Source organism: Inquilinus limosus (assembly GCF_002195995.1).
Lineage (GTDB): Bacteria > Pseudomonadota > Alphaproteobacteria > DSM-16000 > Inquilinaceae > Inquilinus > Inquilinus limosus_C.
The window spans coordinates 25,824-39,435 of record NZ_NHON01000057.1 but is presented as its reverse complement, the minus strand read 5'-3'; the positions used below and the strand labels follow the sequence as shown (position 1 = coordinate 39,435).

Genomic DNA, 13,612 nt, shown 5'->3' with positions numbered 1-13,612 from the left:
CTGGTCGCCGGCCCCGCCCGAGCCGCCGCCCCAGGTCACGGTGCAGGGCGTGATCCTGGCCGGCGACCAGTCCGTGGCGCTGCTGCGCCGCGACGACACCGGCGAGGTCGTATCCGCCCGGCCGGGCGACGACCTGTCCGGCTGGCATGTCGAGCGGATCGAGCCCGGCTCGGTGACGCTGACCGGCCCCGACGGTTCGGTCGACCTGCCGCTGTTCCCGCCCCCGCCGCCCTGATGCGCTGCCCGGCCCTGCTCACGCCGCTGCTGGCGGCGCTGCTGGTGCTGTGCCTGGCGCCGGGGCTGCGCGCCCAGGAGCTTGGCGAAGGCTGGATCATGCCGTCCGACGAGACGCCGGGCAGCCTGATCCCGAGCCGGCCGGACGCGCCGGCCGCGGGCGAGGTTCCCCAGCCCGCCGTGCGGGGCGGTGCCAGCCCGGCACAGATCCGCCGCCTGATCGTCAGCCGGCTTCGGCTGACCGATGCGCGGCTGCGGCCGCTGATGCTGCGCCAGGCCCGCTGCTTGGCCTATGCGGTGTATTTCGAGGCCCAGGGCGAGACCCGGCTGGGCCAGCTGGCGGTGGCGCAGGTGGTGCTGAACCGGCTGCACGACCCGGCCTATCCCAAGACCATCTGCCGGGTGATCGCCGATCGCGGCCAGTTCCCCTGGACCACCGGCGACCTGACCATCCGCGACGCGGCCCGGTTCCGCATCGCCTGGTCGGTGGCGCTGCATATGATGGCCGGCATCTTCACCGACCCGACCCGCGGCGCCACCCATTTCTACGCCCCAGCCCGGGTCAGGGCCCCCGCCTGGGCCACGTCCGACGCCTATCTCCTCACCATCGGCGGTCACCGCTTCTTCCGGCCCTGACCCGCGCGGAGGGACATTCCAAACCCGTCATCGCGAGGAGCGAAGCGACGTGGCGATCCAGCGGCACCGACCACTGGATCGCCACGCCCCTTTGGGGCTCGCGATGACGAAATGGAGGTATGTGAGGCGACATCGATCCAGTCGCTGAGAATTGGCAAGATCTGCCCGGTCCCTGTCATCCGTGCCAATGGCCCGCTCCGTCCGGCTTGGGCACAGTGTCGCCCGTTCACACGGAGACCGATCATGAGCAACGCCGTCACCGCCGTTCCCGCCGCCCCTGCCGCCGAGGCGCTGGCCCATTTCCGCGCCCGGCTGGCCTTCGAGACCGACTGCGCCGATGTGCACGAGGCGCTGGCCTCCGGCGCCCCCGGCTTCGTGCTGGCCGAGGCGCGCGGGCCGAAGGCCTATGCCGCCGGTCATGTCCCCGGCGCGATCAACCTGCCGCACCGGACGATCACCGCCGAGCGCATGGCCGAATGGCCGCAGGACACGCTGTTCGTGGTCTATTGCGCCGGGCCGCACTGCAACGGCGCCGACCGCGCCGCGATCAAGCTGGCCGGGCTGGGCCGGCCGGTGAAGGTGATGATCGGCGGCCTGACCGGCTGGCTGGACGAGGGCTTCGCGCTGGAGACTTCTTAACAGGCCCTGATTTTCGCGTTGCCTCTCCCGCCTGGCGGGAGAGGTCGGACGTCCGCAGGACGGCCGCGTGAGGGCGGGTCCCGGCCTCGACAAAGGGCCCTCACCCGGAGCCGCTTCGCGTCTCCGACCTCTCCCGCAAGCGGGAGAGGCAACGCACTAAGCCGACCCGGCTCTCGGTGCCCGACCCTTGGAACGGCCGGCCCCACCCTGTATGGTCGGGCCGACACCGCGCGCCGAGGCCCGATGAAGACGCTGCCCGAATTCCCCAACCTCTTCATCCTCGACCACCCCCTGATCCAGCACAAGCTGTCGCACATGCGGGACAAGGGGCGGTCGACCAACGGATTCCGCCGGCTGCTGCGCGAGATCTCGCTGCTGATGGGCTATGAGATCACCCGCGACCTGCCGATGACGACGGAGCGGATCGAGACGCCGCTGGAGCCGATGGACGCCCCGGTGCTGCTGGGCAAGAAGGTGGCGCTGGTGTCGATCCTGCGCGCCGGGCTGGGCATGACCGAAGGGCTGATCGAGCTGATCCCTTCCGCCCGCCAGGGCCATATCGGCCTGTATCGCGACCACGACACCAAGATGCCGGTCGAATACCTGGTGAAGCTGCCGGAGCCACAGGGCCGCATCTTCATCGCGGTCGACCCGATGCTGGCCACCGGCAACTCCGCCGTCCACGCCGTCGACGTGCTGAACCGCCACGGCGTGCCGGACGAGCTGATCCGCTTCATGGCGCTTGTGGCGGTGCCGGAAGGGGTGCGCACGCTGCACGCCAAACACCCCAGCGTCCGCATCTACACCGCGGCGCTGGACCGCTGCCTCGACCACAACGCCTATATCCTCCCGGGCCTCGGCGACGCCGGGGACCGCATGTTCGGCACGAAGTGAAGCCCATGACCGACCAGCCCAAGCAGCTCCTGCACCTCGTCCTCGGCGGCGACCTCAAGGACACCCAGAGCGTCGAGTTCGCCGACCTGTCCAAGGTCGACATCGTCGGCCTGTACCCGAACTACGCCGAGGCCTATGCCGCCTGGCGGGCCAAGGCGGCGGCGACGGTGGACGACGCCCAGAAGCGCTATTTCGTGGTGCATCTGCACCGCCTGCTGGATCCGTCGACCGACAAGCACTGAGCCCGACGGCCGGGCCCGCCGCCGTCAGGCGGCGGCGCTGGCCTGCAGCTGGCCGCGCACCGCTTCCAGCGCGTCCTTGAGCCTGCCCGCCGTCTCCGCCGTCAGGCCAGAGGCGCAGCCGATTCCCTCGAACACCGTCGCCACCTCCGCCTGCATCGCCCGGCCGGCCGGGGTCAGGTGGATGTGCACCACCCGCTCGTCGTCGCGGCTGCGGCGGCGCTCGACCAAGCCTGCCGATTCGAGGCGCTTGAGCAACGGCGTCAGCGTGCCGGAATCGAGGAACAGCTGGTCCCCGATCGCCTTCACGGCGAGGCCGTCCCGCTCCCACAGCACCAGCATCGCCAGATATTGCGGATAGGTCAGGCCGATCCGGTCCAGCAGCGGCTTGTAGACGCGGTTGAAGGCGTGCGCCGTGGAATAGACGGCGAAGCACAGCTGGTCGGTCAGGCGGTACGGGGAGTCCAGGGTGTCGGGCATCAAAGCCTCCCCGGCTGGGGATGGAAAGGTCAATCCGACCGGATATCCCAGGCAATTTAATTGTGCACCATTCAATTTCGCGCACTCGCCATGCGGCGATCGAATGGCGAGCAATTCAATTGTGCGCTATTTAGTTTTCCGCAAGCGGCACCCGCCGCTCCCGAACAAGCGAGACCGATCATGACCATCCTCTACCGCACCAAGGCCACTGCCACCGGCGGCCGCGACGGCCGGGCCACCAGCGAGGACGGCAAGCTGTCCGTCGCCCTGACCACGCCGAAGGAGCTGGGCGGCCAGGGCGGCGACGCCACCAACCCCGAGCAGCTGTTCGCCGCCGGCTATTCCGCCTGCTTCCTGAGTGCGCTGAAATACGTCGCCGCCCAGGCCAAGGTGAAGATCGCGCCGGAGAGCACCGTGACCGCCGATGTCGGCGTCGGCCCGCGCGACGACGGCCAGGGCTTCGGCCTGGATGTCGGCCTGACCGTCGCCCTGCCGGGCGTCGAGCGCGCCGTGGCCGAGGACCTGGTGGCCCGCGCCCATGTCGTCTGCCCCTATTCGCACGCCACCCGCGGCACCCTGAACGTCCGCCTGACCGTCGCCTGACCACACCGCTCGGGGGCCGGCGATCCGGCCGGCCCCGCCCATACAGCATCCGGAGTTCCCGATGAGCGTTTCCGTCAAAGCGCTGGCCCTGGCGGCTGCCGCCGCCCTGTCGCTCGGCCTGGCCCAGGCCGCAGAGGCCGCGCCTGCCGGCGTGAAGAACATCGTCCTGGTGCACGGCGCCTTCGCCGACGGGTCGAGCTGGGCCGGCGTGGTCGCCGCCCTGCAGGCCAAGGGCTACCACGTCACCGCGGTGCAGAACCCGCTGACCTCGCTGGCCGACGACGTCGCCGCCACCAAGCGGGCGCTGGCCCAGCAGGACGGGCCGGCGCTGCTGGTCGGCCATTCCTGGGGCGGCGTGGTGATCACCCAGGTCGACGACCCGAAGGTGGCCGGGCTGGTCTATGTCGCCGCCCTGGCGCCGGATGTCGGCGAATCCGCCGCCGACGTGTTCAAGCATGGGCCCGCGGCGGTCGAGGCCGACGCGATCAAGCCCGGCCCGGACGGCTTCGCCACCATCCCGGCCGACCGCTTCCACAGCGCCTTCGCCGCCGATTCCTCCCCGGCGCAAGCGGCGGTGATGGCCGCCACCCAGGGCCCGATCGCGGCCGCGGCCTTCGGCGAGACGGTGACCAACGCCGCCTGGAAGAAACTGCCTTCCTGGTTCCTGGTGTCGACCGCCGACCGGGTGATCAACCCGGATCTGGAGCGCTGGGAGGCCGAGCGCATCGGCGCCCATGTGGTGTCGGTGACCGGCAGCCACACCGCCTTCGTCGCCCACCCCGCGGTGGTCGCCAAGGCGATCGAGGACGCGGCGGGTTCGCTCAAGCGCTGACCGCGACCTGATCGACGGCCCGCCCGTGGCATTGCGCCGCGGGCGGGCTTTCCGGTACCAGGAGCGGATGAGCGTCACCCTGATCGCCCCGTCCCTGGACCGACTGCCCGGATTTGCCGACGCGTTGCGCCGCGGCTGGTCGCCGGACACCGTGCGCAAGGACGCGGCCGCGCGCGAGCAGCTGGAGCGGATCGCGCAGGACCCGGCCGGCTTCGTCGCCGGGCTGGACGACCCGGAGGCGCGCGGCGGCCCGATCACCCTGCCGGACGGCAGCACCGTGCCGCGCCTGCCCGGCTTCCATCGCTGGCTGTGGGACGGGGAGTTCTGCGGCAGCGTCAACCTGCGCTGGCAGCCCGGCACCGCCGCCCTGCCGCCGCATGTGCTGGGCCATATCGGCTACAGCGTCGTGCCCTGGAAGCAGCGCCGCGGCTACGCCACAAGCGGCCTGGCGCTGCTGCTGCCGGAGGCGCGGGCGCAGGGCCTGGGCCATGTCGATCTGACCACCGATCCCGACAACCTCGCCTCGCAGCGGGTGATCCAGGCCAATGGCGGAAGGCTGGTCGAACGCTTCCGCAAGGCGGAGGGCTATGGCGGCGGCGAGTCGCTGCGCTGGCGCATCGACCTCTGATCCCGCTGGCGGTGGAGTCCGGGACGCCTTTGCCGTAGACCGTCGGGGATCTCATCCAGGCGATTCGGAGTCGACCCCGCATGGCGGTTCGCAGCGACAGACCCTCCTCCGCCCTGCTGGTGCGGCCGATCCTGGGCCTGGCGCTGGGCGCCAGCACCCTGCCGCTGCTGCATGCCGGGGTGTTCCCGGCGATGCTGCCGGCGCTGCAGGTCCAGGCGGGCGCCTTCGGGCTGGTGACGGCCGAGTCGCTGCTGGCGCTGCTGCCTTTCCTCGGCTGGGCCGCCCTGGCCCGACGGGGCGGCGAGCGCCCGCCGATCATTGCCGGCGGCGTGCTGGTGGCCCTGGCGCTGCTCGGGTTCCTGGCCGTGCTGCGCCAGCCCCTGGCGCCCGAGGATTCCATCCTGCTGCCCGGCCTGCTGTGGATCGCGGCGGTGGTCGGCGCTGCCGGGCTTGTGGTCGGCAACCACCTGCATCTGATCCGGCTGGGCGGCGGGTCGGGCGGCCGCATCACCGTGATCACGGTGGCGGCGGCGACGCTGTTCGGGCCGATCCTGGTCAACGCTGTGGCCGTGGTGCTGCAGCCGGCGTCCGGGTCCCTGGCCATCCCGCTGGGGCCCCATCTGTTCTGGGCGGCGATGGCGCTGGCCCTGGCCTTCGTGACCTGGCGCGCGCCGACCGCCGCCGTGCCGGTGGCCACCAGCCATGCCGCGCCGGCCGCGGTCGCGGCGGCGGTGCTGGCGCTGGTGCTGCTGCTGGCGCCGATCGTCTGGCTGAACGCCATCCGCCTGCCGCTGCTCGTCCATGCCGCGACGGTGGCCGGCGGATCGGTGCCCGACCTGCTGGGCCAGGTCTCGCTGATCGGCTATCTGGCCATCGCCGTGGTGCTGCTGGCGGCGGCGCTGCATCCAGGTCTCGGCCTGCTGGCCGCCGGTCCGCTGGCCGCGGCGGTGGTGCTGTGGGCCCTGTACGGCCTCGACATCCAGGTGCCGGTGTCGCTGGCCTGGGGCGTCAGCAGCGACCCCGCCTATGCCATCGCGATGCTGGCCGGCTTCGCCGCCATCCTGGGGCGCGGCGCCGGGCCGCTGCGGGTCGGGGTCGCCTGGACCGCGCTGCAGGTCGCCGCCGTGCTGGGCAATCGCGGCGGCCAGGTCTGGTGGCAATACAACCAGCTCGCCATCACCGACGGCATGCAGTGGACCGGCATTGGCATGGCGGTCGTGGGCGCCGTGATGCTGGCGGGCGTCATCCTGGCCCGCCGCGCCCCATGAAAAAGGCCTCCGGAGCAAGGCTCCGGAGGCTCTGAGTGTAGATCGGGCCGGAGGAACGCCAGCCAGGGACCGGCCCGATCGTCGACGGATCGACGGCTTTCACGATGGCGTCGGCTAGGTCGTCCAGCCCGCCCGATCCGTGATCTCGTGAATGACCGCAGTCCCGGCTGGAGACGGACAGGGGCGGCGTCTCGCCATCCTGGCTCTCCCCAAAAGCGACTGCAAATCATTCGCAATCTCAAGATACGGATTTGCGAGGCGGATGCAAGCGGATTTGGCGCCGGCAGCAAAAGGCCGGCTGCGGCACGGGGCCACAGCCGGCTAGGCGAAGCCCGGGAGCCTCAGTCGAAGCGCAGCGGGATGTTGATGGTGATGCCGGGCGGCGGCTCAACATAGACCGGCCGGGGGCGCCGCACGACATAGTCCGGCTCGTCGTCATAGACGATCACCCGGTCACGATGCGGCCGATAGTAGTAATAGGGCGGCGGCCCGTCGCGCCAGTGCCGGTGGCGATGATGATGGCGCCAGCCTCCATCATCATCGTCGTCGTCATCGTCCGCCAGCGCCGCCGCCGGATGCAGCAGGAAGGCGGGGGCGGCGGCGGTCAGGGCCAGCAGTGCCAGGAGCGACGCGCGGGCGAGGGAACGGCCCATCTCGGCCTACCTCAGTCGAAGCGCAGCGGGATGTTGACCGAGATGCCGGGGGTCGGCGCCACATAGACCGGGGGCGGCGGCGCGACATAGACCGGCGCCGGGCGCTCGTAATAGACGGGCGGCCGCTCGACATAGACCGGCGACGGCTCGTAGTAGACCCGCGGGCGTGGCCGCACCACGACAACATCCGGGCCACGATCATAGTAGCCGCGGTCGTAGTAGTGATGGCGCCACGGCGGGCCCCAGCCCCAGCCGCCATGCTTCTTCCAGCTGTCGGCGAGAGCCGGGGTCGACACCGCCAGCGTGACCGCAACGGCGGCCAGCGCACCGGCCAGAATGCGGCGAGTCGAGATCATAGGTCCTGTCCTTCTGCTGCCGGGCGGCCCATCGGGCCGGACCCACCAACGTCCGAACCCTTCAACGTACGACCCGGCGGCTTCGATCCGGCGCCAATCAAGGCATTTTCGTGGCATTGCCCGGAATGTCGGCCGGGACGTCGGCCGGCGGCGGCTCCCAGCCGAAGACGCTGCGGCCGCCATACTCATGCGACCGGCGCCGTTCGACCGCGATGTGCTCGGGCAGGGTCGGGCCGGTGGCGTGGCGCTCGACCCGCCGGGCCTGGTCGTCGAGGCGGCGGATCGCGTCCAGCCGCTCGTCATGGCCCAGCTTGGCCTGGGCGACGGCGGTCTTCAGCACCGCGATGGTCTGGTCGTAGACCAGGGTCGGCACCGGATAGGGGTGGCGGTCCTTGCCGCCATGGGCCAGGGAGAAGCGGCCCGGATCGGCGAAGCGGCAGGGCGCGCCGTGCACCACCTCCGCCACCATGGCCAGCGAGTGCACGGTGCGGGCGCCGACGCCCGGCACCAGCAGCAGCTCGGAAAAATCCTCCGGCGCTCGGTCGGCCGCCGCGGCCAGGGCGCCATGCAGCCGGCGCAGGATCACGTCGCTGGGCCGGACGTCGTGATGCGCCGGCATCACCAGATGCGGCAGCGACGGCTGCTCCGGCGGCGGGGGGATCCGGCCTTCGATCGCCGCCACCTCGCCGACCAGCCGGTCGGGGCCGAGATCGCGCAGCAGGTCGAGCTGGCGGTGGCGCGAGGCCGCGGCCCGCCGGTCGGTCAGGTTGACGATCACACCCCGGCCCGGCCCCTCGATCGCGGTGTGCGGCGCCTCGACGAAGCTCTTCAGCTCCTCGGAGCACCAGTGGTAACGGCGGGCCAGGCGGCTGTCGCCGTTCATGCCCTGCTGCACCACCACCCAGCGCCCGTCATCGGCCAGGATGAAGCCGTGCAGGTACAGGTCGAAGCCGTCCTGCACCGCGGCGCTGTCGACCTTGGCGACCAGCCGGCTGGCCTTCGCCAGCGCCTCGCCGTCCAGCCCGACGCGCTGGCCGATCGCGATCAGCTCCGCCGGGGTCTGCAGGGAATGGGACCCGCGGCCGCCGCAGACATGCAGGCCCAGCTCGCCCGCCATCGGCTGCAGGCCGCGCTTGAGCGCCCCGATCACGCTGGTGGTGATGCCGGAGGAATGCCAGTCCATGCCCATCACGGCGCCGAAGGATTGGAACCAGAAGGGATGGGCCAGCCGGCGCAGGAACTCGTCGCGGCCGTAATGGTGGATGATCGCCTCGGCGATCACCGCGCCCAGCCGGGACATGCGCCGGCCGAGCCAGGCGGGCACCCGGCCGTGATGCAGGGGCAGATCGGCGCTGCCGGCCCGTTTCGCCACGGATCCTCCGGAACAAAGACGGAACGATCCTAGCGCGACGCCCCCGATTGCGCCAGCGGCCAAGTGTCGGAGTTGCGCAGCCGGATGCCGCTGACATGCAGGCTGCTGTCCCACAGGGCGGCGAGCGGGGCCAGGGAATCGACAATGCGGAGGTCGACGCCACGCCGGGCCAGCTCGCGGTCGAGCCCGGCCAGGGCGACGCGGCCGAGCGGGACGACCGCCGCCTCGGACACCCACATCCCGGCATCCTCAAGGCTGCGGAAGGTTTCGGACGGCAGCTCGTAGCGATGGATTCCGGCGGCGCGCAGCCGGCCGATCCAGGCGGTCTCGACGAAGGCCGCGGCGCGGGCAGCCCCAAGCCATGCTTCCCGATCGGCCAGAGACGTCCGCGGCGTCGCCCAGGCGAGGATCCGAGGGCAGTCGCGCGGGAACAGGTAGAGCATCTGATGGGCGTCATCGATCGCCCAGACCAGCGGCCCGTTCAGCCACTCCTGCCCCGCCGGCCGCGTCGACGGCACGCGCACCGGACGCGGCACGAACCGGTCGATCGCCGGGTCATCGCTGAAATGGAACAGCCGCACGATCAACGTCTCCCCAGACAGCACGAGCGGATGCGCCGGGGTCGCCCCCTCACCCGAAATCGCTGCGCGATTTCGACCTCTCCCTAAGGAGAGGTAAAGGGCCGCCCCCGCTTCCCTCTCCTCGGGGAGAGGGAGGGGCCCGCCGCGTTGGCGGCGGGAGGGTGAGGGGGATTACGCCGCCGCGGCGCGCGCCTTGCCGATCAATGCCAGGATCTCGCCGGCCGCCTGCGGGATGTTGGTGCCGGGGCCATAGACGGCGCTGACGCCGGCGGCCAGCAGCGGCTCATAGTCCTGCGGCGGGATGACGCCGCCGCACACCACCAGGATGTCGCCGGCGCCCTCCGCCTTCAGCGCCGCTATCAGCTGCGGCACCAGGGTCAGGTGCCCGGCTGCCTGGGACGACACGCCGACGACATGGACGTCGTTCTCGATCGCCTGGCGCGCCGCCTCCTCCGGCGTCTGGAACAGCGGGCCGATGTCGACGTCGAAGCCGATATCGGCGAAGGCGGTGGCGATCACCTTGGCGCCGCGGTCGTGGCCGTCCTGGCCCATCTTCACCACCAGCATGCGCGGCCGCCTTCCCTCGGCCTCGGCGAAGCGCGCCACCTCCTGCTGGATCCGGGCATAGCCCTCGTCGCCGGCGAAGGCGCCGCCATAGACGCCGGAGACCGAGCGGATCACGGCGCGGTGGCGGGTGAACACCTGCTCCAGCGCGTCGGAGATCTCGCCGACCGTGGCCCGCGCCCGGGTCGCCTTCACTGCCAGGTCCAGCAGGTTGCCCTCGCCGGACTTCGCCGCCTCGGTCAGCGCCGCAAGCGCCGCCCGGCAGGCGGCCTCGTCGCGGCTGGCGCGGATCTGCTTGAGCCGCGCCACCTGCGCCTCGCGCACCGCCGAATTGTCGATCGCCAGCACCTCGACATGGTCCGGCTTGTCCGGGGCGTATTTGTTGACGCCGACGATCACCTGCTCGCCGCGGTCGATCCGGGCTTGGCGGCGGGTCGCGCTCTCCTCGATCCGCAGCTTCGGCAGCCCGGCCTCGACCGCCTTGGTCATGCCGCCCATGGCCTCGACCTCGTCGATCAGCAGCCGGGCCTTGGCCGCCAGCTCGGCGGTCAGCGCCTCGACATAGTAGCTGCCGCCCAGCGGGTCGACCGTGCGGGTCACCCCCGTCTCCTCGGCGATGATCAGCTGGGTGTTGCGGGCGATACGGGCGGAGAACGGCGTGGGCAGGCCCAGCGCCTCGTCGAAGCTGTTGGTGTGCAGGCTCTGCGTCCCGCCCAGCACCGCGGCCAACGCCTCGACCGCGGTGCGGACCACGTTGTTGTAGGGGTCCTGCTCGGTCAGCGACACGCCAGAGGTCTGGCAATGGGTGCGCAGCATCAGGCTCTCGGCCTTCTTCGGCGCGAATTCGGCCTGGATCAGCTCGGCCCAGAGCTGGCGGGCGGCGCGCAGCTTCGCCACCTCGGTGAAGAAGTCCATGCCGATGGCGAAGAAGAAGGACAGCCGGCCGGCGAAGGCGTCGACGTCGAGCCCGCCGGAGATCGCGGCGCGGACATATTCGAGGCCGTCGGCCAGGGTGTAGGCCAGCTCCTGCACCGCCGTCGCCCCAGCCTCCTGCATGTGGTAGCCGGAAATCGAGATCGAGTTGAACTTCGGCATCCGCTCCGCGGTGTAGGCGATGATGTCGGCGACGATCCGCATCGAGGGGCCGGGCGGGTAGATGTAGGTGTTCCGGACCATGAACTCCTTGAGGATGTCGTTCTGGATGGTGCCGGACAGCTTCGCCTCGGGCACCCCCTGCTCCTCCGCCGCCACGATGTAGCCGGCCAGGACCGGCAGCACCGCGCCGTTCATGGTCATGGAGACCGACATGCGGTCGAGCGGGATGCCGTCGAACAGGATCTTCATGTCCTCGACGGAATCGATGGCGACGCCGGCCTTGCCGACATCGCCGACCACGCGCGGATGGTCGCTGTCATAGCCGCGATGGGTGGCCAGGTCGAAGGCGACCGAGACGCCCTGCTGCCCGGCCGCGAGATTGGCGCGGTAGAAGGCGTTCGACGCCTCGGCGGTGGAGAAGCCGGCATATTGCCGGACGGTCCAGGGCCGGCCGGCATACATCGTGCCGCGCACGCCGCGGGTGAACGGGGCGAAGCCCGGCAGCTCCGCCGCCGCGCCCTTCGGCACATCCGCCGCGGTGTAGAGCGGCCTGACCGTCACGCCCTCCGCCGTCTCGACCGTCAGGTCCTCCAGCGGGCGGTCGCGCAGCTCCTTCCGGGCCAGCGCCTCCCAGTCGGCGGGCGTCCGCTTGTCGAAGGCGGTCATGGCGGCATTCCTCCTGTCACGGAGGGGAGTATAGGAGCGGTCCCGGCCGCGGTCACGCGGCGCGCATGATTCTTTCGCGTTTCGTTCAGTTCCGGCTGAGCGCCATATGGGTCCCCAGTCCGACCAAAGCCGAGCCGCTGGCCAGGCGCAGCCAGCGCGCCACCCGCTCGCTGCGGCGCAGCCGGGACATCGCCCGGTCGATGCACAGCAGCGCCACCACGTCGGCCGCGAAGAACACGGCGTTGACGATCATCCCCAGCACCAGGAACTGGGCCCAGACCGGCAGGCCGGCGGCGGGATCGACGAACTGGGGCAGGAAGGCGATGAAGAACAGCGCCGTCTTCGGGTTCAAGAGCTCGACCGTCACGCTCTCGGCGAAGGCGCGCCGCGCCGTCTTCTCCGCCACCTGCGGCAGGGCGTCGCCGGAGCGGCGGCTGCGCACCATGCGGATGCCGAGCCAGACCAGATAGGCGGCGCCGAAGATCTTCACCACCAGGAACAGCGTCGGCGACCAGCGGAACACCGCCGACAGGCCGGCCGCCGCGGCCGCGACATGGACCAGGTCGCCGACCGCGATGCCGGTGGCGGCGCGGAACCCCGCCGCCCGGCCGCGCGCCAGCGTCTGGGCCACGGTGTAGAGGATCGCCGGCCCCGGGATGATCGCGATCAGCACGGTCGCGACGAGGAACGGCAGCAGATGCGCGAGCGACGGCATGGGAGGGCCTCCGGCGGGATTTCGCAGGCCAGCATAGCGTGGCCGGACGCGAGCGTCAGGCCCAGGCTCAATGTCGCGCCTCCCCCGCAGTGTCTTGACGTTGTCACAAATCCGGCTAGGAATGATTCGCAGATGGAGCGATAGAAACCGCCCTGCCATTGGTGTAGGGGAAGGAATTCCGTGGCGGACCAACATCCCAACCGCCGTTTTCTGCGATATAATCCCCCGTCGCGGCGGCGAACCAAAACCGCTGCCCCCGGTCGGAAGCGAGAGCACAGTCGGAGTGTGACACCGTGAACGCAAGCGTCGGAAACAACGGCACCGCGACGCATCCGGGCCCGATGAACCCGAAGCAGGTGTTGGTCACCGAAGGCATCGACCCGACCCTGGATCGGCCGAGCATCGTGGCACGCTTCTTCATGAGGCTGGTCGCCTGGGCCGAGCGGCTGAACCTGAAATACACCAAGGTCGGCAATCCGCCGGTCTACGACACCGCCACCTTCCCCTGGGTCGCCGAGGTCGAGCGCGAATGGCCCCTGATCCGGGCCGAGTTGGACAAGGTGCTGCTGCGCCAGCACGAGCTGCCGAGCTTCCAGGACATCTCCTCCGACGTGAAGTCCATCAGCAAGGACACCCACTGGAAGACCTTCTTCCTGGCCGGCTACGGCGTCAGCTCGGAGAAGAACATCGCCCAATGCCCGGAGACCTGGCGCATCGTCCAGAAGATCCCGGGGCTGAAGACCGCGATGTTCTCGATCTTCGAGCCCGGCAAGCACCTGGCGGCGCATCGCGGCCCGTATAACGGCGTGCTGCGGCTGCACTTGCCGCTGCTGGTGCCCGAGCCGCGCGAGAAGCTGGCGATCCGCGTCGACAAGCAGATCTGCCACTGGGAGGAAGGCAAGGCCCTGGTGTTCGACGACGCCTATGAGCACGAGGCCTGGAACCACACCGACAAGACCCGGGTGGTGCTGTTCATCGACTTCGTCAAGCCGCTGCGCTTCCCGGCGCGGCTGGTGAACTGGATGCTCCTCAACCTGGCCGTCTTCACCCCCTTCATCCGCGAAGGGCAGGACGCGCACAAGGAGTGGGAGAAGAAGTTCTACGCCCAGGCCGAGGCGCTCAGGAACCGCAAGGCCTGACGCAGAAGGACCGGCTGC

General features: G+C 70.7%; 17 protein-coding genes. 10 read left to right on the top strand and 7 right to left on the bottom strand.

Annotated elements, in window-relative coordinates:
* From BWR60_RS37235 to BWR60_RS24650, 5 genes are all read left to right on the top strand, one after another.
* Positions 1 to 235, top strand: a 235-nt coding sequence (locus BWR60_RS37235; protein WP_218823658.1) for a hypothetical protein, incomplete at its 5' end; no start/stop codon positions are given.
* Positions 235 to 870 carry a cell wall hydrolase gene (locus BWR60_RS24665; RefSeq protein WP_179221935.1) on the top strand — a complete coding sequence of 212 codons (636 nt, stop codon included), beginning with the start codon at positions 235 to 237 and terminating at the stop codon, positions 868 to 870. The genes BWR60_RS37235 and BWR60_RS24665, both read left to right, overlap by 1 nt.
* 243 nt (positions 871 to 1,113) lie before the next feature.
* Positions 1,114 to 1,509, top strand: coding sequence for a rhodanese-like domain-containing protein (locus tag BWR60_RS24660; RefSeq protein ID WP_088153934.1), 396 nt, complete (start codon positions 1,114 to 1,116; stop codon positions 1,507 to 1,509).
* Positions 1,510 to 1,752: 243 nt separating this feature from the next.
* Complete coding sequence (gene upp / locus BWR60_RS24655; RefSeq protein ID WP_088153932.1) at positions 1,753 to 2,403, top strand: uracil phosphoribosyltransferase; 651 nt, start codon at positions 1,753 to 1,755, stop codon at positions 2,401 to 2,403.
* Positions 2,404 to 2,408: 5 nt separating this feature from the next.
* On the top strand, positions 2,409 to 2,645 hold the full coding sequence (locus BWR60_RS24650; RefSeq protein WP_088153930.1) for a DUF4170 domain-containing protein: 237 nt from the start codon (positions 2,409 to 2,411) through the stop codon (positions 2,643 to 2,645).
* Positions 2,646 to 2,669: 24 nt separating this feature from the next.
* Here the strand turns inward: BWR60_RS24650 and BWR60_RS24645 are convergent, their stop codons facing one another.
* Positions 2,670 to 3,122: a MarR family winged helix-turn-helix transcriptional regulator gene (locus BWR60_RS24645; RefSeq protein ID WP_088153928.1), complete on the bottom strand. Its 453-nt coding sequence runs from the start codon at positions 3,120 to 3,122 to the stop codon at positions 2,670 to 2,672.
* 180 nt (positions 3,123 to 3,302) lie between these two features.
* Here BWR60_RS24645 and BWR60_RS24640 point away from each other — a divergent pair, with 180 nt between their 5' ends.
* The 4 genes from BWR60_RS24640 (at position 3,303) to BWR60_RS24625 (ending at position 6,453) form a co-directional block, all read left to right on the top strand.
* Entirely contained in the window at positions 3,303 to 3,725 is a 423-nt protein-coding gene (locus tag BWR60_RS24640; protein WP_088153926.1) for an organic hydroperoxide resistance protein, read from the top strand.
* A gap of 61 nt (positions 3,726 to 3,786) precedes the next feature.
* Positions 3,787 to 4,557 (top strand): alpha/beta fold hydrolase, encoded by a 771-nt coding sequence (locus tag BWR60_RS24635; RefSeq protein WP_088153924.1) that lies wholly within the window; start codon positions 3,787 to 3,789, stop codon positions 4,555 to 4,557.
* A 67-nt stretch (positions 4,558 to 4,624) separates the two neighbouring features.
* A complete protein-coding gene (locus BWR60_RS24630; protein ID WP_088153923.1) occupies positions 4,625 to 5,185 on the top strand; it encodes a GNAT family N-acetyltransferase in 561 nt (186 codons plus the stop codon).
* 80 nt (positions 5,186 to 5,265) lie between these two features.
* Positions 5,266 to 6,453 (top strand): hypothetical protein, encoded by a 1,188-nt coding sequence (locus BWR60_RS24625; protein ID WP_088153921.1) that lies wholly within the window; start codon positions 5,266 to 5,268, stop codon positions 6,451 to 6,453.
* A 341-nt stretch (positions 6,454 to 6,794) separates the two neighbouring features.
* Here BWR60_RS24625 and BWR60_RS24620 read toward each other — a convergent pair whose 3' ends face one another.
* From BWR60_RS24620 to BWR60_RS24595, 6 genes are all read right to left on the bottom strand, one after another.
* Positions 6,795 to 7,106 carry a hypothetical protein gene (locus BWR60_RS24620; RefSeq protein ID WP_088153919.1) on the bottom strand — a complete coding sequence of 104 codons (312 nt, stop codon included), beginning with the start codon at positions 7,104 to 7,106 and terminating at the stop codon, positions 6,795 to 6,797.
* Positions 7,107 to 7,117: 11 nt separating this feature from the next.
* Entirely contained in the window at positions 7,118 to 7,462 is a 345-nt protein-coding gene (locus BWR60_RS24615) for a hypothetical protein (RefSeq protein ID WP_088153917.1), read from the bottom strand.
* Positions 7,463 to 7,559: 97 nt separating this feature from the next.
* The gene (locus tag BWR60_RS24610) at positions 7,560 to 8,834 is read right to left on the bottom strand and encodes a DUF763 domain-containing protein (protein WP_088153915.1); all 1,275 of its coding nucleotides are present in this window, start codon (positions 8,832 to 8,834) and stop codon (positions 7,560 to 7,562) included.
* Between the two features lie 29 nt (positions 8,835 to 8,863).
* Entirely contained in the window at positions 8,864 to 9,415 is a 552-nt protein-coding gene (locus tag BWR60_RS24605) for a DUF6886 family protein (protein ID WP_088153938.1), read from the bottom strand.
* A 171-nt stretch (positions 9,416 to 9,586) separates the two neighbouring features.
* On the bottom strand, positions 9,587 to 11,740 hold the full coding sequence (gene scpA / locus BWR60_RS24600; protein WP_088153913.1) for a methylmalonyl-CoA mutase: 2,154 nt from the start codon (positions 11,738 to 11,740) through the stop codon (positions 9,587 to 9,589).
* A gap of 85 nt (positions 11,741 to 11,825) precedes the next feature.
* Positions 11,826 to 12,455 (bottom strand): LysE family translocator, encoded by a 630-nt coding sequence (locus BWR60_RS24595; RefSeq protein WP_088153911.1) that lies wholly within the window; start codon positions 12,453 to 12,455, stop codon positions 11,826 to 11,828.
* 293 nt (positions 12,456 to 12,748) lie between these two features.
* Here BWR60_RS24595 and BWR60_RS24590 point away from each other — a divergent pair, with 293 nt between their 5' ends.
* Positions 12,749 to 13,594, top strand: a complete 846-nt coding sequence (locus BWR60_RS24590) for an aspartyl/asparaginyl beta-hydroxylase domain-containing protein (protein WP_230983169.1) — start codon at positions 12,749 to 12,751, stop codon at positions 13,592 to 13,594.
* The last annotated feature ends 18 nt before the right edge of the window (positions 13,595 to 13,612 follow it).